Raw genomic sequence first — 24174 nt, 5'->3', positions numbered from 1 at the left:
GTTTGCAGTGAATACGTCTTGGTATAGACCAGAATGAACAAGAGCTTGTCGGCGGCGGTTGAGAGTGCGGGATGTCGGCCAGCACCGGGGGCTCGCTGTCGACGCTGCCGACGCCGGCGCGACTTCGGCAAACACAACGCCAAAACAACCACGAGTTCATCAAACTCGCGACGCGTTAGCCCGGTCAGTGTCAGAAAATCTTTAGGGTTCCTTTTGAGCGTCTCGTAACTCAACATGCATAGTAGGATACCTTATTTTGAATAGAGTCTAATGTTTGACCAAGACCTCTCTGCCATCCTGTCGTTGCCGGATAAGCGGTCGCTGGCCGACGAAGTCACGGACAGCATCCGCGAAGCGATCCTGAGCGGGCGGCTTTCGCCCGGCGAGCGGCTGCGCGAAGAGTCGCTGGCGAAGACGCTGCGCGTCAGCCGCGGCCCGGTGCGCACCGCGATCCAGCAACTGGAGCGCGAGGGACTGGTGCGGGTGCGCCGTAATTACGGCACCTTTGTCGCGCGGCTGTCGCGCCAAGATCTCGACGAAGTCTACAGCCTGCGACTGGCGATCGAGCGACTGGCCGTGCAGATGACCTGCCAGATCAGTGATGGCAGCCGGCTGAACGCCACGCGCGCGGTCATCGCGCGCATGGCATCGTACAACACGAACACGATCAGCGAGCTGGAGGCCGCCGAACTTGACTTGCAGTTCCACGACGCCATCTACCGCGCCACGGCTCACCACCGCTTGATCGACGTCTGGTCGGCGCTGCGCCCCCAGATACACATCTTGCTGCTCACGCGCAATGTGGTGGACTCCGACTTCCGCGTCGGGCTCATTGAAGGACATCAGCTCATCCTGGACGCCATCACGCAGCGGGACGAGGTGCTGGCGATCGAGTTGACCGAGGCCCATCTGCGTGTGTCGTACGACCGGGTCTCACGCAGCTACGAGCGATACGCGGCAAAACATGCCGCCACCTCCGGCGCGTAGCCAGAGCGCAGCCCCCCCCGAAAACATCGCGGCCAACTTGACAGCACGCCGCATTGTGGCCTATGCTGGATACGGTTGGCCGCGCCGCGCAGCCCTCGCTGTCGAGCCGCGTAGCGCAACGCCCGCACTACACCCGCACAGCGAATTTTCGAGCCGAAGGTCCATGCCGTGACTACTCCCGGTTCTCCCCCCTACGATTTCCTGATCATCGGCGCCGGCGTGATCGGCTGCGCGCTGGCGCGCGAGCTGGCCCGCTTCAATCTGCGCGTCGGCGTCGTCGAGCAGTATCACGACGTCGGCGACGGCACCAGCAAGGCCAACAGCGGCATCCTGCACACCGGCTTTGACGCCAAGCCGGGCACGCTCGAATCGCGCCTGGTGCGCGAAGGCCGCGAGTTGTGGCAGGCCGCCGCCCCTGCGCTCGGCGTGCCGATCGACCCGGTCGGTGCGGTGATGCTGGCTGTCACCGACGAGCAGGTCGGCCTGCTCGACGGCCTGCTCGCGACCGCGCGCAAGAACGGCGGGACGGACGTGCAGATGCTGACGCGCGACGAGGTTTGCGCGCGCGTGCCGGCCGCCAATCCGGCCGTGCAGCGCGGCCTGTGGGTGCCGCGCGAGAGTCTGACCTGCACCTTCACCACGGTCATCGCGCTGGCGGAGCACGCCGCCGTCAACGGCGTGCAGTTTCACTTCGGCCGGCGCGTGACCGCCATCGAGCGCGACGCCGACGGCTACCGCGTGCGCGCCGAGGGCGACGAGTTCCGCACACGCTGGCTAGTCATCAGCGGCGGACTTTGGTCCGATGACCTAGCACGCATGACCGGCCGCGATGACTTCACCATCACGCCGCGCAAGGGCGAGTTCCTCGTGCTCGACAAGAGCGCGCGCGCCCAGGTGCCGCATATCCTCTTGCCGGTGCCGACGCCAATCTCCAAAGGCATTCTTGTCGCGCCGACCATCAACGGCAACGTGCTGATGGGCCCGACCGCCGACGACATCGAGGACAAGCGCGATCTCGGCGTCACGGCAGACGGACTGCGGCGCGTGCGCAGCGGCGCGCTACAGTTGGCGCCCGGCCTGGCCGACGAGCCGGTCGTCGCCACCTACGCCGGGCTGCGCACGGCCGGCGCCAGCAACTACCTGATCGAAGTGGATCCGGCGAAACAGATCGTCCTGGCGGCCGGCATCCGCTCGACCGGGCTGAGTTCCGCGCTGGCGGTCGCGCGGGAGATCAGTGGCCGGCTCGCCGAGGCTGGCGTGACCTTGCGCGAGAAGGCCGAAGGCATGCAGCCGCGGCCGACACGCGCATGGATGGCGGGCCAGCCGCGACCCTGTCTCGATGCCGAGCGTGTCGCGCAAAACCCCGCATACGGCTACATCATCTGCCAGTGCGAGAGCGTCAGCGAGGGCGAGATCATCGAGGCGCTTCACTCGCCCCTGGGTATCATCTCACTCGACGCGATCAAGAAGCGCACCTGGGCGAACACCGGCCGCTGTCAGGGCTTCTACTGCACGGCCGCGACCCTGCAGATCATGGCGCGCGAAACCGACCTGCCGCTCGACGCGCTCACGAAGCGCGGCCCGGGCTCCGAACTGCTCGCGCCCGTCGCCAGCCAGAAGGGCAACTGAGGCGCACCATGTCAACAACGATTGAACCCAAAGCAGTGGACGTGTTGATCATCGGCGCGGGGCCGGCCGGACTCGCCGCCGCGGCTCGACTCGGCGAATGGGGCATCACGAGCGTGCGCGTGCTCGACCGGGAGAATGAGCCCGGCGGCCTGCCGGCGCAGTGCGAGCACGCGGGCTTCGGTCTCGGGACGTACCGGCAGTTGATGCGCGGCCGCGCCTTTGCCGACCGGCTCACACAGCGGGCCATGCGCGCCGGGGCGCAAATCCAGACGGGCACCACCGTGCTCTCGTTCGCGCAGAGTGGCGAGGTCACGGCGGTCAGCCGCGATGGCCTTCAGGCGTACCGCGCGCGCACGTTGGTGCTGGCGACCGGCTGCCGCGAACAGACGCGCAGCGGGCGCCTGGTTGGCGGCGACCGGCCGGCCGGCATCTACAACCTCGGCGTTGTGCAGCGACTGCAGACGTTCATGCACGCACTGCCCGGCCGCGAGGCCGTCATCGTCGGCTCCGACGACATGGGCCTGCTGGCAGCGCACGGGTTGCAGCGCGCCGGGATGCGCGTCAAAGCAGTGATCGAACGCCGCGCGTACCGGCTCGGCTATCTGGCCAACGAGTGGTTCTCGCTCAAAGCGCAGGGCATCCCCCTGATGCTGAACAGCGAAGTGACCACCGTGCGGGGCGCGGGCCGTGTCAGCGCGGTCGAGGTGCAGCGGCGTACCGTCGATGGGCAGACGGCCGGCGATCCGTTCACGATCGCTTGCGACACGCTGATCTTCTGCGGCGAGTTCCAGCCGGAAAACGTGCTGGCGCAGGCCGCCGGGTTGCCGCTCGACGCCGCGACGCGCGGGCCGATCGTCGACCAGCACCTCGAAACCGAGTGGCCGGGCATCTTCGCCTGCGGCAACGTGCTCCACGCGGCTGATGCCGCTGACCATGCGGTGCAGGACGGCGAGCGCGCGGCCGCCCGTGTCGCGCACTTCCTGCTGCACGGTCCGGCGGAGATCGTCGCGAAGCAGACCATCGAGGCAGGCCCGGGCGTGCGCGCCGTAGTGCCGCAGCGCATCCGGCGCTTCGCCGGCGCCGCCGACCACGCGGCGCTGGCCGTGCGCGTGTCCAATCCGCTGCGCGCCGCGCGGCTCACGGTGACGGCTGGCAAGCAGTCCCACGGCCGCGCCTTTGCCGTCGTCGCCAAACCGCACCGCAGCGTCGATGTACCCGTCAGAATCGGCGCGCCGGACAGCCAGCCACTGGTCGTCTCGGCGCGCGGCTGGTCCATTTAAGAATCCAACACCAAGACACAAAGGCACAAAGAAAACATATCTTGGTGTCTTTGTGTCTTGGCGTTTATCTTTTGCTTACAGGAGAACCATGCATGAAACTTTACATCAGTGCCGATATTGAAGGCGTGGCCGGCGTGACCGCGGGCGCCGAGACCGAGCCGCTGACGCCGGAATGGTCGCGCATGCGCCGGCTGATGACCGCCGAGGTGAACGCGGCGATCGACGGCGCGCTCGCCGCCGGCGCGCAGGAGATCCTCGTCAACGACTCGCATTGGAGCATGAACAACATCATCATCGAAGACCTGAACCCGGCCGCGACCCTGCTGAGCGGCAACATCAAGATGGGGGCGATGATGGCCGGTCTCGACCGGAGCTTCGACGCCGTCTTCTTCACCGGCTACCATGCGCGCGCCGGCTCGCAGTACGCCTCGATCGACCACACCTTCACCGGGCCGCAGTTGGTGCAGGGCGTCTGGCTGAACGGCATCGAGGTTGGCGAGTACGGTATGAACGGCGCACTGGCCGGCTACTACGGCGTGCCGGTCGCCCTGCTGACCGGCGACCAGACGGCGTGCGCGCAGGCGCGCGAGTTCTTCGGCGACCATATCGAACTGGTGCAGGTCAAGCAGGCGGTCTCGCGCGTGGCGGCGATCAGTGTGCACCCATCGCGCGCGCAGCAACTGATCCGCGAGGCGGCCCAGCGCGCGCTGGCGCGGCCACACACGCCGTACACACTGCAGAAGCCGGTCACGCTGCGGTTCCAGCTTGCGCGCTCATCGCAGGCCGACCGCGCCGAGTACCTGCCCGGCGCCACGCGCATCTCGGCCACCACGCTCGAATACCGTCACGAGGATTTCATGATGGTGTTCCGCGCGTTCTATTCGATGATGCTGATGGGCAACGTCAGCGTGTAGCGCCGTGGATGTCGTTCTCGCCATCGACCACGGCACGACGCGCACCAAGGCTGTCGCCATCGGCCGTGACATGCAGATCGTGGCGGCCGGCACGGCCGAGTTGACGCAGATCTACCCGCAGCCGGGTTGGGTCGAGCAGCGCCCGGCCGACATCCTGCGCACTACGCAGACAGCGATTGAGCGCTGCCTCGCCGCGCTCCCGCCCGGCACGCGCATCGGCGCGGCCGGGCTGGCAAATCAGGGCGAGACGGTGCTCATCTGGGACCGCACGAGCGGCGCACCGCTCGGGAATGCGATCGGCTGGCAGGATCGCCGCACGGCTGATTGGTGCGCGGCGCTGGCCGCGGATGGCGCGGGAGAGCGCGTTCACGCGCGTACCGGCCTCTTCCTCGATTCGTACTTCTCCGCCAGCAAGGTGCGCTGGCTGCTCGACCACACGCCCAACGGGCAGGCGCGCGCTGAAGCGGGCGAGCTTGTGCTTGGCACGACCGACACCTGGCTGCTCTGGAACCTGTCGGGCGGCCGCCTGCACCTGACCGACCGCACGACCGCGTCGCGCACGCTGTTGCTCGACCTGCGCCGCCGCGAATGGGACGACGAACTGCTGACACTATTCGATATCCCGCGCGCGATGCTGCCCGTCCTCGCGCCGTGCGCGGGGATCGCCGGGGAGATCGACTTGCCGGGATATGCCGATACGGTGCCCGTGATGGGGTTGATGGTTGATCAGCAGGCGGCGCTGTTCGGACATGCGTGCCTGCAACCGGGAATGGTCAAGGCGAGCTACGGCACCGGCACGTTCGTGCTGATGAACATCGGGGACACGCCGCGCCTCTCCGCTCAGGGGCTGATCACAACGCTGGCCTGGTCGCTGCCCGACCGGACCGCCTACGCGCTCGAAGGCGGCGTCTACACAACCGGCGCGGCGGTGCAGTGGCTGGTCGACGGGCTGGGGATCATGACGCACCCGGACGAGAGCGCCGCGCTGGCGCAGTCGGTACCCGACAACGGCGGCGTCTATCTGGTGCCGGCATTCGCCGGGCTGGCCGCGCCGCACTGGAAAGCCGACGCGCGCGGCTTTATCGGCGGCCTGACACGCGGCAGCAGCCGGTACCATATCGTGCGCGCCGCGCTGGAAGGGATCGCCTACCGCGTGCGTGATGTAGTCGCGGCGATGCAGGCCGACGGGCAGACCGCGCCGGGCACCCTGCGCGCGGACGGCCCGGCCACCCGCAACGAGTTCCTGATGCAGTTTCAGGCCGACATGCTCGGCGTGCCGGTCGAGGTCGCCGCCGACACGGAGACGACCGCGCGCGGCGCGGGGCTGTTAGCGGGGTTGGCGCTCGGCTGGTGGACGCTCGACGACATCGCGGCCGCCTGGCGCTGTGCCGCACGCTACGAGCCGCAGATGCGCGAGTCGCAGCGTGAGATATTGTATGCGCAGTGGCTACGAGCCGTGAAGCGGGCGGCCATGCAGTAATCAACCCATGTGCGAAGCTTGTCATCCTGAGCGCGGACGCAACACCCAACGATCATGCGGGACCACGCGCGCGAAGGACCTGAAGTCTGTGAGCGGCCACGCGCCAAAAATCCTGTGAGCACGGGCTCAGATGCTTCACGCGCGCGGCGCTCAGAATTCTGCCGGCCTCTCCTTCGCGTTCAGCATGACGATTCTCCGCTACGCCTGAATCTCCACCACCACGCCGTCCTCGGCCCAGTCGTACAGCAGTTGCGCGTTCGTCGTGCTGAGCAGGATACAGCCGTACGTCACCGGCTTGCCGAGACTGCCGGTCCAGAGCACCTGTGTGCCGTTGCGCTTCGGGAAGCCGTGAAAGCCGTTCATGAAGTCCGAGCTCGGCACCGGCTTGTAGATGCCGAGAAAGTACGGCATGTCCAGGTTCCAGATGCTGGCGAAGGCGCTGCGCTGGTGCGACTGCACTTGGTACACCCCCGGCGTCGTCGGGCTTGATGCGATGCCGGTGCTGACTGCCCACTCCCACTTGAGCGCGCCATCCTCATAGGCACGCATCGTCTGTGCCGCGATGCTCACGATAATCCGCTTGTGCTCGACGACCGGTAGCGGCACGAACGTGTCGGGCGACGGGATCACGAGCACATCGCCGGGCATCAACACGCCATCGGCGTCCGGGTTGGCCGCCTGAATGTACGGGTACGGCATGCCATACTTCTGCGCGATCGACGCAATCGTTTCGCCACGTTTGACCGTGTGCTTGCGCGCAGAGTGATAGACGCGCAGGTTCACGGCGGTCTGCTTCTGCCGGATGGCGTTCTCCAGCGCGGCACTGCCGGACTTCGCATCGACGAACTGCCAGCCGTCCAGCGCCGACGCCTGCGTGGTCAGCCAAGTGCTTGCCAGAGTCGCGTTGAAGCGCCAGGCCGGTGCCGCGGACGGGTCAAGCGAGAGCCAGCCGTACCAGACATCCGCGCCGACGGTCCAGGTGTACGTCTTGTTAGTGATCGGGTCATACGTGCGCACGTTGACCGGCGCGATACGCAACTGTGTAGCCGCACGCTCGAACACGCTCGCGTCGTTCAGCGCGGGCGGCACCGCGACCAGCCGCAGGTCGAGCCGCCCGGCGTCGAGCGTCGACAGCGGGTTGGCGCGCAACGCTGTCAGCGTTCCGGACACGTCAAGCGACTGGCCGACGACCGGCTTCGTTACGACGAGCACACCGTTGTCGAGACGGATACCGGCATTGACTGGCGCTTTCGCGTAATCGACCGACAGCGTTTTGAGCCCCCGCTCCGCCGTGCCCTCGTCAAAACGGATAACCGGCGGCACATCCACGCCACGCAGCGCGGCGAGCACGCGGTCGACGTCCAGTTCGTCGCGCCCGGCGCGCTGAGCAAACTCCGCCGTGGCGGGCGCGTCGAACGTGAAGCCGAGCGACTCCGGCGCGACGCGGCGGCATGCGCCGCCGGCGCATACGTCAATCCCGCGCATCCGCCATTCCGTCGCCAGCCACGCCTCGGCCTCGGCCGAACTCATGCCACCCAGCGGCATGCCCATGACACGCACACCCGGAAGAATCGTGTCGCCGTTGAACCAGGCCACACCCAGCGCGACGCCCAGCACGAGCGCCGCGCCGACGGACAGCGCGACCAGCCCGGCCATCGCCCAGGCCAGTCCCTCCAGCGGCGAGCGGCGCGCCACGCGCACGACGGCGGCCCTGTGCGCACTCTGCTCCGGCAGCGTCAGCGGCCGGTTGATGTTCGTCTGCATACCACACTCCTCCGATAATCGGTCTCACCATGGAGACGACGGAGCAGGCGGGTTTGTTCCATAAGTCGAAGGTCAAACAAGTCGCCCGGGGCGACCGACCCTACGCACACCTTGTGGTAGAATCCTCTCACAATCTCGTGAAGGATGTGCATGCATTGCCAGACACACCGATCATCGACGTACAGCACCTCTGCAAATACTACCAGACGCACCAGAAAGAGCCCGGCCTGATCGGCTCGCTGCGCTCATTCATCAGCCGCAAGTACGAGGACGTCAAGGCGGTGGACGACCTGAGCTTCCGCATCGAAGCGGGCGAGGTCGTCGGCTTCCTCGGGCCGAACGGCGCCGGCAAGACGACCACGCTCAAGGTGCTGTCGGGCCTGCTGTATCCGACCCGCGGCACGGTCAGTGTGCTGGGCTATACGCCGTACGACCGCAAACCGGCCTACCTACGCCAGTTCACGCTCGTGATGGGTCAGAAGCAGCAACTGCTGTGGGATCTGCCGGCCATCGAGACGTTCCTCGTCAACCAAGCGATCTATGAGATTCCGGACGCGCAATTCAAGGCGATGCTTGGCGAACTGACGGCACTGCTTGACCTCGAACCATTATTAAAGAAACAGGTGCGCAAGCTCTCGCTCGGCGAGCGCATGAAGTGCGAGCTCGCGGCCGCGCTCCTGCACCGCCCGCGTGTGCTCTTCCTCGACGAGCCGACGATCGGCCTCGACGTGACGATGCAGACGAACATCCGGCAGTTCGTCGCGCAGTACAACCAGCGCTGGAACGCCACGGTGATCCTGACATCGCACTACATGGCCGATGTGACGGCGCTCTGCAAGCGCGTGATCGTCATCAACGAGGGCAAGTTGATCTACGACGGCGGGCTGCGCGCGCTGGCCGAGAAGATCGCGCCGTACAAGCTGGTGCGCGTGGACTTCGCGGAACTGCCCGCCGGGCACGACCTGTCAGCATACGGCGAGGTGCGCCGCCAGGAGGGGCTGAACGCCGAACTGCTGGTACCGCGCGAGCAAACATCGATTATCACAGCGCGCATGCTGGCCGAGCTGCCGATCGCCGACCTGACGATCGAGGAGCCGGCGATTGAGGAAGTGATCGGTCGCGTCTTCGCCGGCGAGGGACAGGCCGATGCGGCGTAAGTACCTGGCCCTGTTGCGCGCCAACTGGCAGGGCATCCTGGAGTACCGCGCGCAGATCATCATCTGGATGCTGATCAGCACATCGCCGCTGATCAGCCTGGCCGTCTGGCTGGCGGTCGCCGCCGACGGCCCGGTCGGCGGCTATTCGTCCGCCGACTTCGTCGCGTACTACCTGCTGGCGATCTTCGTACGGCACATGAACGGCTCGTGGGTCTACCACGAACTGGAGTACGGCATCCGCGAAGGACTGCTCTCACCGAAGCTGCTCAAGCCGCTCAACCCAATCCACGACTACCTGACGACGCACCTTGGCGACCGCATCTTCCGCCTGCCGATCCTGATCGTGCCGCTCGGCATCATCGCGTGGCTGGCCGGCGCACAGTACGACCTCAGCCCGGCGTCGCTGGCGCTCTTCGTGCTTGCGCTCATGCTGTCGTTCGGCATCAACTTCCTGACGTCGTACTGCATCGGCCTGCTCAACTTCTGGATCACGCACGCCGATTCGATCAACGAACTGGAATACGCCTTCCGCAGCCTGCTCGGCGGCATCGTCGCGCCGATCGCCCTCTTCCCGGCGCCGATCCCGCAACTATCGCTCTACCTACCCTTCCGATATACACTGTCGTTCCCGGTCGAGATCCTGCTGGGGCGCGTGTCGCCAGACGAGATGCTGCTAGGCTTCACGGTCCAGGCGGCCTGGCTCGCACTCTTCCTTGGCTTGTACGCTGTGCTCTGGCGGCAGGGCCTGCAGGCGTATTCCGCGGTCGGAGCGTGACGGGATGACAAGATGAAGAGATGACCGGATGACAAGATGACCGGGTGGCAAGGTGACTTGGTAACAGGGCGACAACGGATAAGCGGGCTGCACGGCGACATCCTCGTGCAGATAGGCTGATGCCTGTTACGCGGTCTCTATCCGTTTATCCGTTTTCTATCCGTTGACAAAGCGGCGGATTTATTCCAACCATGAGATACTTTCGACTGCTCGCCACGTTCTACAAGAACGCGCTGCTCTCCGAATTAGAGTACCGCACCAACTTCGTCGTCAACGTGCTGATGAGCGTGTTCTGGCTGTTCTGGTCGCTGATCGGGCTGCAGGTCTACTTCAACCACACGAGTCAGATCGGCGGCTGGTCGTACGACGAAGCGATGATCGTCGTCGGCCTGTTCCAACTCGCGAACGGCTACATGCAGGCGTTTCTGCAGCCGAACATCTCCGAGATCGGCAACCACATCCGCAACGGAACGATGGATTTCATCCTGACCAAGCCGGTCAACTCGCAGTTCCTCGCCAGCACGCGCACGGTGGTGCTGTGGCGTCTGCTGGATATCGTGATGGGGCTGGTGATCGTAGTGTATGCGCTCTGGCACATGGGCGCGAGCGTCTCGCCCGGCGCGGTCGCGCTGTTCGTGCTGATGCTCGCGGCGGCAGCCGTCATCCTGTACGCGCTCTGGTTGATGCTGGTGACGACGGCGTTCTGGCTGGTGCGCGTGGACAACATCAGCGAGCTGATCTACGCCTTTTATGAGGCGGCGCGCTACCCGGTCAGCGTCTATCGCGGCGCGCTGCAGATGTTCCTGACGTTCATCATACCGATCGCGTTCATCACGACGATACCGGCCGCCGCGCTGGTCAGCCGGCTCGACGCGGGCAGCGCGCTGTACGGCATCGCCATGGCCATCGCGCTGTTCTTCGCCAGCGCCGCGTTCTGGCGCTTCGCCCTGCGCTTCTATGCGAGCGCATCGTCATGAGGACAGAAAATAGAAACCCAGACCCTTCGGGTTTTGAAAACCCGAAGGGTCTTGATTCAACCAAAGAGACGATTCGCGTGTACGACGAGGACGCCGCCGCGTTCGTGGCGCGCAACCGCAACCATCAGATGCCGCGCCCGTTCGAGGCGATGGCGCTACATATGCCCGCCGGCGGGCTGATCGTCGATATCGGTGCGGGGCCGGGCTGGCATACGCTGGAATGGCAGCGCCGGGGACGGCGTGCCATCGCACTGGACCTCTCGCGCGGCCTGCTCGACGAGGCGCAGGCGCTCGGCGTCGCGCCGCTGCTGCTGGCCGACATGCGGCGCCTGCCGCTGGCGGATGCATGCGCCGACGGGCTGTGGGTTTGTGCGTCGTTCCTACACGTGCCGCGCGCCGATGCGCCCGCGACCCTGCGCGAGTTCGCGCGTGTGTTGAAGATGGGCGGCGCGCTCTATATCGGCGTCAAAGGCGGCAGCGGCGAGAAGTTCACCTTGCCGATCATCGCCGCGCCGCGCTACTTCGTCTTCTGGGAAGAACAGGCACTCGACGACGCCCTGCGCGACGCCGGCTTCACGATCGTCGAGGCCTGGAACGACGCGCCGGAGGCGAAGGCGACGCGCGCCGCGCCGTGGATCAACCGGGTGGCGGTGCGAAATCGTTAGCGCCGGATCAGCGGCAAATACACCGGCAACTGAACTTCGAACGCGCCGACATCACAGCGTGCCGAGCCGTTGAGGTCGGCGTCCACGTGCCGCCCCAGACCGCGCTGATCCGTAGCAAGCAACGCGCCATGCTCATCGCGGCAGCCGGCCGGGTCGGCGTGATCCACCGCCACACTGGCGAGGGGCAGCGCCGCCGTCCAGGTCGGGCCGCCGTTGTCCAGCAGGAAGCCGATCGGCGGGGCCGGGTAGATGAAATCGACGCCGCTCACGATAGTGATCAGGCACTGCGTGCCGTCGGACACGATGTTGTAGCCGGTCGAAAAATAGTGGTTGGCGCAATCGGGCGAATGGCCGCTGAAGTCAAAGTTGTACAGCAACGTATTGTGCATGGCCACGCGGGCCGTCGCGACGTTGACGTTAAACAGGCCGCCGCCCGCGCCGGTCGCGTTGTGGTCGAAATCGGCGAAGTTGAACCACACGGTGGCGCTGTTAAGCGTGGTCGTCAGGCTGTTGTACAGTGCGCCGCCGAAGTCGTCCGCTTTGTTACCGTAGAGCGTGCTGTTGGTCACCGTCAGCACGCCGTCATTGTAGAGGCCGCCGCCGTTGGCCGCTTCGTTGGCATACACGGTGCTTGCCAGCACGCGGGCGCGATAGGCGTTGTGAATGCCGCCGCCGTTGAACGACTGGTTAAAGGCAACCGTGCTGCGCGATAGCGTGATAATGCCGTTCGGGTTGTCAATGCCGCCCCCGTATAGCAACGAACTGTTGAAGCCGATGGTGGAGCGCTCGAGCGAGACGGTGCTCGCATAGACGTAGATACCGCCACCCCGATCGGCGCCGCGATTAGCGCGTACGGTGCTGCTAATGAGCGCAGCCGCCGACTGGTAGTTGTACAGTCCTGCGCCATAGCCGGTCGTGCCGCCATTGGCGGTAATGACGTTGCCGGCAATGACGCTCGCGCTCATCACCAGATCGACGTTTATATTGTAGATGCCCGCGCCGGAGCCATCGCCGCCGGTGCCGCTGACGACCAGGCTGTTGCTCAGCACACTACTGGACGTCATCGTCAGGTGGCCCAGGTTGTAAATGCCCGCGCCGCGCCCGGCCACTGTCGTCGTCGGGCTGGCGCCGCTGGCGAGGTTGCCTCGCACGACACTGTTCAACATCTCGATCCGACCCGAATTGTAGATGCCGCCGCCCAAGGCCACGCGAGAGGCCGACGTATTGGACAGCACGGATACGTTGTCCAGCACCAATGCGCCGCCATTGCTGATGCCGGCCCCGACCGCCGACGACACGCCATGGCGGACGACGATATTGGCCAGACGGACCGTGTACACACTGAAAATGTCGAGAACACGGTCATTCAGCAGCGAGCCGTCGATCGTCGCCACGCCGGGGCGTCCTTCGATGGTCAAGTTCGATTTGATGTCGAGGTCGCCGCTTGCGGAGGCTTCCTCGCCCACGCCGTTGATATACAGTGGAAAAACAAGCGTGAGGGTGGATGGCAGGGTGATGGTGAACCGGCTGCTGAACGACGCCACGGCCTGCGCGTTCGCTTCCATCACGGCGGCGCGCAGCGTGCACTGGTTGGACGCATCCAGGCACTGGCCGTCACCGGGGCTGGCGTCGACCGTGTCGAGCGCGCTATTGACGACGAAACGTGCATCAGCCGGCGCAGCGAGCAACGCGGACGCCCCCCCGGATGCATGGCTCAACGCGGCAAATAGCACGAACACGAACACACACGTTACAACCAAAACGGACAGCGCCTTGATCATATGCCCCTCCCAGGACTCTGAACGCGCCTCGTGCTTGCGCTACAGAATACAACTGAGAGGGGCTTACGGCAAATCGTCGGCCACGCAGACGATCGGATCCCCGTTCGTCAATGCACCTGCAAAACCACGCGAGTTCGCGCCGGGGCTCAGCGGCGCACTCACTCCCCGTACCGGCGTATGAAATACCCCTTCGCCCACTGCGTCAACACGACATAGGCCAACAGCATCACCGCCAGCAGCAGCCAGTAGAGCGGCGGCAGCACGACGAACCCTAGCGGGTCGGCAAACGGCGAGACGGTGAGCCATGCGCCGATCGCCACGATGACCAGCGACGTGGTCATCAGCACGCCGCTCGCGCGACTCTGTAAGAACGGAATCTTGTTGGTGCGGATGACGTGAATGATCAACGTCTGCGTGAATAGCGATTCGACAAACCAGCCGGTGTGAAACAACTCCGGGCGGCTCCACGCGTCGAACACCCACAACATGATGCCGAACGTCAGGTAGTCGAAGATCGAACTGATGGGGCCGATCAGGACGATGAACCGGCGGAGCTCGCCCAGCGCCCATTTGCGCGGCCGGGCCAACCATTCGGCGTCGACCGAGTCCGTCGGGATCGACGTCTGCGAAAAATCGTACAGCAGATTGTTCAGCAAGACCTGAATCGGCAGCATCGGCAGGAACGGCAAAAAGATGCTTGCACCGACCACGCTGAACATGTTGCCAAAGTTCGAACTGGCCGCCATCCGGATGTACTTGGTGATATTGCCGAAGACCCGGCGTCCTTCGATCACGCCCTGTACCAGCACGAGCAGGCTGGTCTCCAGCAGAATGATGTCGGACGATTCTTTGGCCATGTCCACCGCCGAATCGACCGAGATGCCCACGTCCGCCGCTTTGAGCGCCGGTGCGTCGTTGATGCCGTCGCCCAGGAAGCCGACGACGTGCCCGTTCGCCTGCAACGCGTGAATGATGCGCTCTTTGTGCGCCGGTGACAGCTTGGCGAAAATCGTCGTCCCCTCGATGGCCGCCGCCAGTTGTGCGTCATTCAACGCTTCAATGGCCGGGCCGAGCATGACCTGGTCGACGATCAGCCCGACCTGGCGGCAGATCGTGCGCGTCACCAACTCGTTGTCGCCGGTCAAAATGCGGACGCCGACGTTATACTGCTTGAGCTGCGCCAGCGCATCGAGTACCGAGTCTTTTGGCGGATCAAGAAACGCCAGAAAGCCTTTCAGCACCATGTCGTTTTCGTCGCTCACAGTGAAAGCGTGGCCCGTTTCGACGGCGGACGCCATTTTGTACGCCAGCGCGATCACCCGAAACCCTTCCATGTTCAGGCGGTCGACCAGCGTGCGGCGGTGCTGGTCGTGCTCCGGCAGCCGCGGCAACACCTGGCCGCGCACCTCCACCCGGTTGCAGATATCGAGCACCTCTTCCACCGCGCCCTTGCAGATCAACAGGGGCACGCCATCGTCGCCCGCGACGACCACCGACATACGCTTGCGCTTGAAGTCGAACGGTATCTCGTCCACTTTGCGGAATTGGCGCCGGAATACAACTTGCTCCTCAAGATGCGTGTGGTCGAGCACGGCCACGTCCATCAGGTTCTTGAGGCCGGTCTGGTAATAACTGTTGAGGTAGCCGTACTCCAGCATTTCGTCGCTCTCCTGCCCCGAGGCGTCGAGATGCTTCTCCAGGATAATCCGGCCCTGCGTAATCGTCCCGGTCTTGTCCGTGCACAGCATGTCCATGGCGCCGAAGTTCTGAATGGCGTTCAAACGTTTGACGATTACCTTGTGACGCGCCATTTCGATGGCGCCCTTGGACAGGTTCATCGTCACGATCATCGGCAGCATTTCGGGCGTGAGTCCCACGGCCACGGCCAGGCCAAACAGGAACGCTTCGATCCAGTTGCCCTTGCTCAGCCCGTTGAGGATGAACACCGTGGGCGTCATCACTGCAATGAAACCGATCATCAGCCAGGTGAAGCCGTTGACGCCCTTGTCGAAACTGGTGAGCTGGCGCTCCCCGACGATACTCGCCGCCAGGGAACCGAAATAGGTGTCGTGCCCGGTGTGCACGACGACCGCCGTAGCCGAACCGCTCTCGACGTCCGAGCCGAGAAAGCAGATGTCCGGCATCTCCAGCGGATTCTGAATCTCCGGCGGCGCGGCGGCCGCCGTCTTCTCCACCGGCATCGACTCGCCGGTGAGCGCTGCCTGGTTAAGAAACAGGTCTTTGGCCGTCAGCAGTCGCGCGTCAGCCGGAACCATGTCGCCCGCCGACAGCATGACGATATCGCCCGGCACGAGCTCCTGGAGCGGCAGTTCGCGCCGGTCGCCATCGCGCAGGACCGTGGTCGTCGTCTTCACCATCGCCTGCAGGCGCTCCGCAGCATGGTCCGCGCGCATTTCCTGAACGTAGCGCAGCACAATGCCCAGCACGACCATCAGGCTGATGACAACCGTCGAGCGCACATCGCCGGTCAGGTAGGAGACCAGCGCCAGCACCGCCAGCAAGATAACCAATGGGTTCTTGACATTAGTCCAAAGGCGCTCCAGCAGGCCGGGGTACTTCTCGCGCGCCACCTCGTTCGCGCCGTACTGCTTTTGCCGTAACAGCGCTTCGGCGGAGGTCAAGCCGGAGGCCGTCGTATGCAGTTTCTCCAGCACGGCACCCGCGGTTGCCCGCGCGCTCTCTACCAAGACCTGAGAGACACGCATGTCATTGCCGGTCGTGCGTGCCGCCGCGGCCAGACGCGTTGCGTCCGCAAGGAAACGGCCGATAAGCCCCATGTCGCACCTCAATCCATAACCGCTTGTTGCCAAACTTCATTATGGGGCGGCACGGGCTGAACGGCAAGCAGCGTATCACGGCGGAGTAGGCCGGGACACGGTCGGAACTCAGACGCTCGTCATGGTGGAACGTAGTATGCCGGTATCACGGATTGGCCGAGCTAGAGCACTTCGCAGGATAAAATGATACCCAACGCCTGTCAGTCTCGCACATGCGAAGAGCCAGAACTCGGCGTTGCCCGGTCGTGCTTTGGCATTGGGCTTAACGCAGGCTGTTTTCGAGCCGCCCGTACACCAGGGAGCAAACGTGGGTTAGGCAGATCGGCCCGGTGCTTTCAGTTCCTTTGACAAACTTGGCGATCGTGCCCAGAGCGGCACAAAACGCCGTCGAAGGGCATGGAAATGCACGCACGCTTCGACGGCGTCGTGTGCCGCTCAGCGTACGGCTCGTCGGATTATGGCGATGCACTATGACCCTTGAATGACCGTGCGCAATGCGCAGCAATTCTCATTTTGGAGTCTGTCCATCAGGTTGCCCCCTTATCCCCTGGCCCCTGCTCCCCCGCGCGCGGGGGAGCAGGGGAGAAATGAATGGGGATTGGCGCGGCGGCTACGCCGCCGCGCCAATCCCCATCGAATCGCACCCCCTCCCAACTTCTTGGGAGGGAGTCGGAAGGAGGGCAACACGACGTACTCGCCGAATCGGCTTGCGCGCTAAGCGTCTGAGCGCCAACGCATGACAAGCCGGCATTGGAAAGTACCGGCCAAAGCCAAATTGAGAACTGCTGCGTAATGCGAATCTTAATAGACTTTCGCATGTGATGCTGATATAATGGTTCTACAACCGTATAGATTGCGTATAGAAAACAGTCGCGATAAAGGCAAACTCGCCGCAAGGCGAGGACGCAAAACCATCGGGTCCCACGCTGTGGGATGGCCGGGTTACCGAATGACTGTGAGTTGCCCGCAGTACATCGCAGATGGCAGCCCAGCCACAGACCGGAACCCGACGAGCAGTCGGGTTTTTCGTTTGTGGCGGCCGCTGCCCCAGATATCACACAAGGGGCTCACATGGTGACTTGTTGTTTGCGAAGCATTAACTGGACCCGGCGCGCGAGCCGCGTGGGACGCGTCATGGCGCTCGCCCTCGTACTGGGCCTGCTGGCCGCGGGCGCGGCCCCGGCGCAGGTCTTTTTGCGCGCCCAGCCGGAACTGCGCGTGCTGGCCGCGCGGGCGCCGGCGCAGTTGGTGAGCGTCATCGTGCAGAAGACGGCGGCGGCCCAGCCCGTCGAGGAGGCGGTGACGCGACTGGGCGGCGCCATCACCAAAGACCTGCACATCATCAACGCGTTCGCCGCCGCGTTACCGGCCAGCGCGGCCATCACGCTGGCGCGCACCGACGGTGTGCGCTGGGTCAGCCTCGACAGCGCCATGATCGAAGCAGGCGGCCCGGATGGCTCGGTCGTCACCGGCCGCCTGGTGAACGCCTACATCCGCGCCATCGATGCGGACGAAACCTGGAGCGACGGCTATCAGGGCAGCTCCGTGACGGTCGCCGTCGTGGATAGTGGCATCGCCAGTGTCTATGATCTGCGCTCCAGCCTCAGCAACCCCGGCGATAGCACCAACCGCATCAAATACAGCATCGAATTCAACAGTACCGTGTCAACGACCGGCGATGAGAACGGCCACGGCACGCATGTGGCTGGCATCATCGCCGGAAACGGTTCCAGCAACTCGGGCCAGTATATCGGTATCGCGCCCAAAGCCAAACTGGTGAACGTCAAGGTCGCCAACAGTCAGGGCCAGGCGGCGACCTCGGATGTCGTGAACGGGTTGCAGTGGATCAACGACAACCGCGCCAGCACCGGCATCCGCGTTGTCAACCTGTCGATGAACAGCAATGTCATCGAGTCGTACGATGTCAGCGCCCTCGACGCGGCCGTCGAAGTCCTCTGGTTCAATGGCATCGTCGTCGTGGTGTCGGCCGGCAACACGGGCAGCAACGGCCTGTATCCGCCCGCCAACGACCCGTTCGTGATCACGGTCGGCGCCGTGGACGACAAAGGCACCGCCTCCACCGGTGACGACGCGCTGGCGTCATTTTCGGCATATGGCACGACAAGCGATGGCTTCAGCAAGCCCGATCTGGTCGCGCCGGGCCGCAACATCGTCAGTTCGATGCTCACGGACTCGACAACGCTTGGCACGGGACACCCCGCCAACGTCGTCTCGCGCTACTACTTCCGCATGTCAGGCACATCGATGGCCGCGCCGATGGTGAGCGCCGCTGCCGCTCTGGTCTTGCAGGCGAACCCCAACCTGAATCCGGACCAGGTCAAGCATCGCCTGCGCAGCTCCGCGCGGCCGTTCGCGCAGGGCAACGGCGCGCCGTACCTCAATGTCCATGACGCCGTAGCCGGCTCGAGTTCGCAGACGGCGAACACCGGCATGCGTGCCAGCAAACTACTGTGGACCGGTTCGAATCCTGTGACCTGGGGCAGCGTCAACTGGGGTTCGGTGAACTGGGGCAGCGTCAACTGGGGCTCGGTGAACTGGGGCAGCGTCAACTGGGGCTCGGTGAACTGGGGCAGTGACTACTGGGGTAACTAGGCATTTGCGGCGCACACAGACAGTGACCCTATCGGACGAAAGCAGGATCAGGCGCTGAAGCCAAACCGGTGTATCGCGGTACTATCCGTCCAAACGCCGGCCCGCACCACTGGCTGATGTCCGCCCTGATCCACGACACAAACGCGCCCCGCAACCCCGTTCCCGTGGGAACGGCCATGCGGGGCGCCTCCGTTCGTGCGGCGGTGCGGTCCGGTGATCACGCATATGGATTCGACGCTCTGAAGCCGAACGACCTGGTCGTGTTGGACCGTGCTCCTCCTTGTGACGCGCCTGAAAGCCAACGCTGCGAATCGTCCGCGGCGTATGGCGGCGCATACATCCTGCCCGGGGCCACGCACGGCAGGGTCGCGCAATGCGGCACGGCGAGCGGCGACGGCTGAGCGGCACGCCCCGCCCATTTTCCCTGCGAGCCTATTTGATCGAAGCCCGCTGAACTGGCATAATCCTCCTCGGAGCGCCTTATGAGGCGTTGGCCTCCGCCGAGCGAGGACCACCTGACGGCCGGCAACCGATCCCGTGAGGCCTTCAACTTCGGATTGCATAAGGACGATATGCCGTGAAGCGCAGCGCGTGGTTCTATGTGTTCGCGGTGATGGTCGCCGGGAGCGCTCTGGTATGGCCCAGCTTCGGGACGCCCGTCAACGGGGCGGACCTCATGCCGTTTGTTGCGCTCGTCACCATGACGACCGCGGCCCAAATGTTCAAGGTCGTCGCCGGTCGCCAAACCTATTACGCCACACTCATCTTCATCGCAATCTCGCTGGTCGTCCTGCCCGTCAACCTGCTGGCGCTCACGATCATCATCGCCTACCTCGTCGAATGGATCAAGGAGCGCCTGACCAACGCCAACGAACTGCGCAACTGGTACATCCAGCCCTTCAATATTGCGGCGCACCTCATCTCCGCCCTCGCCGCGCGCGAGGGCTTCCTGCTGCTGCGCGCCGCGCTGGCCGTCAGCGGCTGGCAGTCGATGCTGGCGCCATTTGCCCTGGCCGCCATCGCGTACGTCGTCTTTAACCATCTGCTGATCGGTGGGGCGATCTGGTTCGCCCGCGGACTCTCGCTGCGCGCGTCCGGGGTGCTAGAAGGCTGGAACCTGGCCGGCGACCTGCTGCTGTTGACCCTGGGGTTCATGCTCTCGTCGGTCTGGGCCACCGATCCCTGGTTGATCGCGGCGGCGCTCGGCATTCTGCCATTACTCTATCGCGCCCTGCAGGTACCGGAGCTACAGAAAGAAGCATCGATCGACTCCAAGACGGGTCTGTTCAACGCCAAGTATTTCATGAAGGCGTTCACCGAAGAGCTGGACAAATCACAACGTTATGGCCGCCCACTGACCATCCTGATGGCCGACCTGGATTTGCTGCGCAATGTGAACAACACCTACGGCCATCTGGCCGGCGATGCGGTGCTGGCCGACATCGGCAAGATCATTCGCCAGACGGCCAGACAGTGCGACCTGGCGGGGCGTTTCGGCGGCGAGGAGTTCGCCATCGTGCTGCCCGAAACGACCGAGCCGGGCGCCAAAGCGCTGGCCGACCGCCTGCGCAGGGCGGTCGAAGAGGCGAACTTCCAGATTCCCACCAGTGTCGATCCGATCCATGTGACGCTCAGCATCGGCGCCGCGAACTTCCCCGCCGATGGACAGAACGCGATTTCGCTGATTCATGAAGCCGATATCGCCGTCTATCAGGCCAAGCTCCAGGGTCGCAACTGCGTCGTCTTTGGAGCGGATGTGCCGCATTCGCTCCAGTTGCAGTTCCCGGGGCAGGCGGAGCGAGCGCACAGTTTCGTGCGCTTCAACCCGCGTCCGGTGCCCGCCATGGCGCAGCCGCCGGCGGCCGGCGCACCGGCGCCCTCCGCACCACTTCCATCCGGCGACGCCGCACCGTCTAGTGCGTCCGTTCCCGCGCGGAACGTCATACCGTCCCAGGCCCCCTTCGGGCTGTTTGTTGCCGGCGTGATCACGGTAGCCGCCGCGCTCAGCCTGCTTGGATTCGCACTGCATGCGCCCGTCGATGTGATCGTCGTTGGGCTGCTGGCGCTGCTGGCGCTGGCGACCGAGGTCTCCCATATCGATCTGTACGGCGACGCCGCCATCTCCGTGTCATTTGTCGCCAACTTCGCGGCCGCTCTGCTGGGCGGCCTGCCGGCGGTCGCGCTGGTCAGCGCCGCCATCGCCATAGGCGACCGCATCGCCCTGGCGCGTGAAGGTCGCTTCGTGTTGCGCACCGCGCTGTACAAGGCGCCCTTCAACTGGGCGGTGCACGTCCTCGCCGGGGCGCTGCCGGCGCTGGCGATGCTGCTCTTGAACGAGACCAACCAGGCCGACAACCTGTTCCTGCTGATGACCGTCTGCATCTTTGCGGCGATCGGCTACTTCCTGGTCGAAACGGGCCTGATCGCCGCCGTCATGGGGTTGACAACCGGTCAGCCGAGCCGCACCATCTGGCTGGAACGCCACCGCTGGCTGTTGCCTCACTACGGTGTATTGGGCGCGCTCGGCGTGATCTTGTTCTTGTTCTGGGGCTGGTTCGGACCTCTGAGCATCGTCGCCTTTGCGTTGCCGCTGTTCCTCTTGCGCTACACCCAGAAACAATATGTCGACCGGACCAGCGCGAGCATCCGCGAGCTGAAGCGCATGAACGCCGAGCTATCGCGCGCCAACCACGAAGTGAAGAGCGCCAGCGCGGCCATTCGCACGCTCAACAGCGAGTTGTTCGTCACGCTCAGCAAGATCATTGATGCGCGGGATCCGTACGTGGCCGGCCATGCCGGGAAGGTCGCCGACTATGCGCTCGCGGTCGGCTCCACGATGGGTCTGGAGGCCGAACGGCTCGAACGGCTGCGCGAGGCGGCGTTCCTGCACGATATCGGCAAACTGGCCATATCCGAGCAAATCCTTCAGAAACCGGGCCGGCTCACCAGCGAGGAGTATACGGTCATCAAGACCCACGCCGCCATTGGCGCCGACCTGCTGGATACCTCGGCCAGCCTGCGGCTACTCTCGCCGTTCGTGCGCGCCCACCACGAGCGGTGGGATGGCAACGGCTACCCGGACGGCTTGCGCGGCCAGCAGATTCCGCTCGAAGCGCGCATCCTCGTCCTGTGCGATGCCGTTGAAGCGATGGCTTCCGACCGTCCTTATCACCGCGCCATGTCGGCGGAAGAGATACTGGCCGAGTTGCGGCGCTGCCGCGGCGGACATTTTGACCCGCAGGTCGTCGACACCTTCCTGAGAGTCGTCGAAGCGCATCCCGAGCAAATCATCGTCAATATCGCCAGCGATATGATGCGCGCGCAGCCCGAGCCTGCGTAGGATCATGTGACGGGCTAGAAGTCAAGGCCACGGCAATACCGCCAGCAATTCTCAATTTGGCTTTGTACGGGTACTTTCCAATGCCGCTTGCGATGCGCTGGCTCTCAGGCGCTTGTCACGCAAGCTGGCCCGCCGAAAAAATGGCGCTACCCTCCCCCCGACCCCCTCCCAACGAAGTTGGGAGGGGGCGAGATTCTTAGGGGAGGTGCGCGGCGGCTGCGCCGCCGCGCACCTCCCCGTCAGCTTTTCCCCTTCTCCCCCGCGCGCGCGGGGGAGAAGGGGCAGGGGATGAGGGGGCATATTGGCAGCCGACTCCAAAATGAGAACTGCTGCAATACCGCAACCGGCGCGGCGACCATACACGGGCCGTCCCAATGGGACGGCCCGTGGTTCTTGCGGGGGACGACACGCTCAGTAGACGCCGCCGGCGCCGCGCTCACAGCCTTCGGCGCTAATACTGCCCGTACGCGTGCACGATCTCGAACTCGTAGATCAAGCGCTGCTCCGCAATCTTCTCGCGCAGGTACTGCTCGACGTCGGGCGGGTCGCCGGCGATGACGCGCCGCAGGGCGAGGTTCTGCCGGGCCGCGTCCGGCCCATCGAGGATGCGCACCTTCGTCTCGAGACCCAGCCAGCGCCCCGCATTGCCCTCGTCCAGCACACAGAGCGTGGCGCGTGGGTCGCGACGCAGGAACTGCGTGCGCAGGCGCGTCTGCGTGCTCGAACTCCAGAGCTTGCCATCCACCAGCGCCACCGTCACGCGCGCGACGTGCGGCTGGCCGTCTTTGCGAATCGTCGCCATGATGGCGGCGTGATGCTTCATCAGAAACTCTCGAACCTTGTCATCCATCGGTTGTCCTCCCCTTTTCGATGTTGCCTACCGGATCAATTCCTGCAACAGCGACTCGCCTTGCGGCCACAAACCGAATCCGGCCGCGACGTTGATATGCCCGTGCGCGCCGATATTGACGAGCCGGCTGCCCCACGACGCCGCGAAGAACGCCGACCGTTCAGCCGTGCAGTACGGGTCGTTCATACTGCCGACTACGATGCTCGGGAACGGGAAGCGCGCCAGCGGCACCGGCCTCCAGCTCGCTGACCAGCCCGGCGCGTCATGCCCGCCGCTGCGATCCAGATCGCCGGGCGCAACCAATAGCGCACCGCGAATCGGCCGGCCGTGTTCGGACGCCCAGTGCGCCGTCAGGATGCAGCCGAGGCTGTGCGCCACGAGCACCACGTCATCGTTGTGCGCGCTCACCGCGCGGCCGAGCGTCTCGACCCAGTCGGCGCGCTGCGGCGTCGTCCAGTCGCGCTGCTGCACGCGGCGGTATTCCGGGTGCGCCGCTTCCCACAGACTCTGCCAGTGCTCCGGGCCGGAATTGTCCCAGCCCGGCAGGATCAATACGGTGGTCATAGCATGTCTCCCGCTGCGATGGAATGGCCCATTGTACTGCGGCGGCCCTGCGGTCGTCAAACAGTAAAGCGTGGTCTCCGCGCCCACGCCCGTAGGGGCCGCACTGCGTGTCGACCCGCAGTGCGCCACCGCCATCATGCCGACAATTCATTGATAGTAACTGCTCACGGGCGCATGTGCTTCACCATCACTGCGGTGCGGCGATGTCATTTCGAGGTCGCGTAGCGACCGAGAAGTCTTTCCAAGCCGTTCGGGCTGGATTTCTCAGCCGCTACGCGGCTTCGAAATGACATGACGGCTTTCGGGCGTTTCGCGAGATGGTGCAAAAAGGCTGGAATCCCGGGTCATGCTCCGATCATTCCGACAGGCCGTGAGCAGTTACCATTGATATATCCCCGTCCATCGCCAGCAATTCTCAATTTGGCATTGGACGGGTACTTTCCAATGGCGGCTTGTCATGCGCTGGTGCTCAGGTGTTTATCACGCAAACCGATTCGACGAGTAAGTAATGCTGCCCTCCCCCCGACCCCCTCCCAACTTCGTTGGGAGGGGGTCGGGGGCAGCTTGGTGGCCAGACTCCAAAATGAGAATTGCTGGTCC

16 protein-coding genes and 1 riboswitch are annotated in these 24174 nt (G+C 64.6%); of the genes, 11 read left to right on the top strand and 5 right to left on the bottom strand.

Annotation, left to right across the window (positions count from 1 at the left end):
- Positions 1-270: 270 nt before the first annotated feature.
- The 5 genes from HZB53_03810 to glpK all read left to right on the top strand — a co-directional run bounded on the left by HZB53_03810 (position 271) and on the right by glpK (position 6290).
- Positions 271-987, top strand: coding sequence for a GntR family transcriptional regulator (locus HZB53_03810; GenBank protein MBI5876754.1), 717 nt, complete (start codon positions 271-273; stop codon positions 985-987).
- A gap of 168 nt (positions 988-1155) precedes the next feature.
- Entirely contained in the window at positions 1156-2616 is a 1461-nt protein-coding gene (locus tag HZB53_03805; GenBank protein ID MBI5876753.1) for an NAD(P)/FAD-dependent oxidoreductase, read from the top strand.
- A gap of 8 nt (positions 2617-2624) precedes the next feature.
- Entirely contained in the window at positions 2625-3896 is a 1272-nt protein-coding gene (locus HZB53_03800) for an NAD(P)/FAD-dependent oxidoreductase (protein ID MBI5876752.1), read from the top strand.
- A 92-nt stretch (positions 3897-3988) separates the two neighbouring features.
- Positions 3989-4810: a M55 family metallopeptidase gene (locus HZB53_03795; protein ID MBI5876751.1), complete on the top strand. Its 822-nt coding sequence runs from the start codon at positions 3989-3991 to the stop codon at positions 4808-4810.
- Between the two features lie 4 nt (positions 4811-4814).
- A complete protein-coding gene (gene glpK, locus HZB53_03790; protein MBI5876750.1) occupies positions 4815-6290 on the top strand; it encodes a glycerol kinase GlpK in 1476 nt (491 codons plus the stop codon).
- Between the two features lie 198 nt (positions 6291-6488).
- On the opposite strand, the gene HZB53_03785 is transcribed toward glpK, so the two are convergent.
- Positions 6489-8054: a L,D-transpeptidase family protein gene (locus HZB53_03785; GenBank protein ID MBI5876749.1), complete on the bottom strand. Its 1566-nt coding sequence runs from the start codon at positions 8052-8054 to the stop codon at positions 6489-6491.
- Between the two features lie 29 nt (positions 8055-8083).
- Between HZB53_03785 and HZB53_03780 the strand changes: the two genes are divergently transcribed.
- From HZB53_03780 to HZB53_03765, 4 genes are all read left to right on the top strand, one after another.
- Positions 8084-9211 (top strand): ATP-binding cassette domain-containing protein, encoded by a 1128-nt coding sequence (locus tag HZB53_03780; GenBank protein MBI5876748.1) that lies wholly within the window; start codon positions 8084-8086, stop codon positions 9209-9211.
- On the top strand, positions 9201-9986 hold the full coding sequence (locus HZB53_03775) for an ABC-2 family transporter protein (GenBank protein ID MBI5876747.1): 786 nt from the start codon (positions 9201-9203) through the stop codon (positions 9984-9986). The genes HZB53_03780 and HZB53_03775 overlap by 11 nt, the downstream gene beginning before the upstream one ends.
- Before the next feature lie 191 nt (positions 9987-10177).
- Entirely contained in the window at positions 10178-10963 is a 786-nt protein-coding gene (locus HZB53_03770) for an ABC-2 family transporter protein (protein ID MBI5876746.1), read from the top strand.
- A 77-nt stretch (positions 10964-11040) separates the two neighbouring features.
- Complete coding sequence (locus HZB53_03765; protein MBI5876745.1) at positions 11041-11628, top strand: class I SAM-dependent methyltransferase; 588 nt, start codon at positions 11041-11043, stop codon at positions 11626-11628.
- Here HZB53_03765 and HZB53_03760 read toward each other — a convergent pair.
- Complete coding sequence (locus tag HZB53_03760) at positions 11625-13409, bottom strand: CSLREA domain-containing protein (GenBank protein MBI5876744.1); 1785 nt, start codon at positions 13407-13409, stop codon at positions 11625-11627. The genes HZB53_03765 and HZB53_03760 overlap by 4 nt on opposite strands.
- 158 nt (positions 13410-13567) lie before the next feature.
- Positions 13568-16207, bottom strand: coding sequence for a magnesium-translocating P-type ATPase (gene mgtA / locus HZB53_03755; GenBank protein ID MBI5876743.1), 2640 nt, complete (start codon positions 16205-16207; stop codon positions 13568-13570).
- An 870-nt stretch (positions 16208-17077) separates the two neighbouring features.
- Positions 17078-17157: riboswitch (cyclic di-GMP riboswitch) on the top strand.
- Between the two features lie 184 nt (positions 17158-17341).
- On the opposite strand from mgtA, the gene HZB53_03750 reads away from it, so the two are divergent.
- Positions 17342-18820: a S8 family serine peptidase gene (locus HZB53_03750; protein MBI5876742.1), complete on the top strand. Its 1479-nt coding sequence runs from the start codon at positions 17342-17344 to the stop codon at positions 18818-18820.
- Positions 18821-19397: 577 nt separating this feature from the next.
- Positions 19398-22160, top strand: a complete 2763-nt coding sequence (locus HZB53_03745) for a diguanylate cyclase (GenBank protein MBI5876741.1) — start codon at positions 19398-19400, stop codon at positions 22158-22160.
- Positions 22161-22611: 451 nt separating this feature from the next.
- On the opposite strand, the gene HZB53_03740 is transcribed toward HZB53_03745, so the two are convergent.
- Complete coding sequence (locus tag HZB53_03740; GenBank protein ID MBI5876740.1) at positions 22612-23010, bottom strand: TIGR03618 family F420-dependent PPOX class oxidoreductase; 399 nt, start codon at positions 23008-23010, stop codon at positions 22612-22614.
- Between the two features lie 27 nt (positions 23011-23037).
- A complete protein-coding gene (locus HZB53_03735) occupies positions 23038-23574 on the bottom strand; it encodes a serine hydrolase family protein (protein MBI5876739.1) in 537 nt (178 codons plus the stop codon).
- Between the last annotated feature and the right edge of the window lie 600 nt (positions 23575-24174).

This window comes from Chloroflexota bacterium (assembly GCA_016235055.1).
Lineage (GTDB): Bacteria > Chloroflexota > Anaerolineae > JACRMK01 > JACRMK01 > JACRMK01.
The sequence above is the reverse complement of the archived record's forward strand: the minus strand, read 5'-3'. Positions and strand labels throughout refer to the sequence as shown.

Excerpts from the sequence above, each read along its gene's own strand:
- HZB53_03810 (MBI5876754.1), top strand. The coding sequence starts at position 271 with ATGTTTGACCAAGACCTCTCTGCCATCCTGTCGTTGCCGGATAAGCGG.
- HZB53_03800 (MBI5876752.1), top strand. The coding sequence starts at position 2,625 with ATGTCAACAACGATTGAACCCAAAGCAGTGGACGTGTTGATCATCGGC.
- HZB53_03795 (MBI5876751.1), top strand. The coding sequence starts at position 3,989 with ATGAAACTTTACATCAGTGCCGATATTGAAGGCGTGGCCGGCGTGACC.
- HZB53_03785 (MBI5876749.1), bottom strand. The coding sequence starts at position 8,054 with ATGCAGACGAACATCAACCGGCCGCTGACGCTGCCGGAGCAGAGTGCG.
- HZB53_03780 (MBI5876748.1), top strand. The coding sequence starts at position 8,084 with ATGGAGACGACGGAGCAGGCGGGTTTGTTCCATAAGTCGAAGGTCAAA.
- HZB53_03775 (MBI5876747.1), top strand. The coding sequence starts at position 9,201 with ATGCGGCGTAAGTACCTGGCCCTGTTGCGCGCCAACTGGCAGGGCATC.
- HZB53_03770 (MBI5876746.1), top strand. The coding sequence starts at position 10,178 with ATGAGATACTTTCGACTGCTCGCCACGTTCTACAAGAACGCGCTGCTC.
- HZB53_03760 (MBI5876744.1), bottom strand. The coding sequence starts at position 13,409 with ATGATCAAGGCGCTGTCCGTTTTGGTTGTAACGTGTGTGTTCGTGTTC.
- mgtA (MBI5876743.1), bottom strand. The coding sequence starts at position 16,207 with ATGGGGCTTATCGGCCGTTTCCTTGCGGACGCAACGCGTCTGGCCGCG.
- HZB53_03750 (MBI5876742.1), top strand. The coding sequence starts at position 17,342 with ATGGCGCTCGCCCTCGTACTGGGCCTGCTGGCCGCGGGCGCGGCCCCG.
- HZB53_03740 (MBI5876740.1), bottom strand. The coding sequence starts at position 23,010 with ATGGATGACAAGGTTCGAGAGTTTCTGATGAAGCATCACGCCGCCATC.
- HZB53_03735 (MBI5876739.1), bottom strand. The coding sequence starts at position 23,574 with ATGACCACCGTATTGATCCTGCCGGGCTGGGACAATTCCGGCCCGGAG.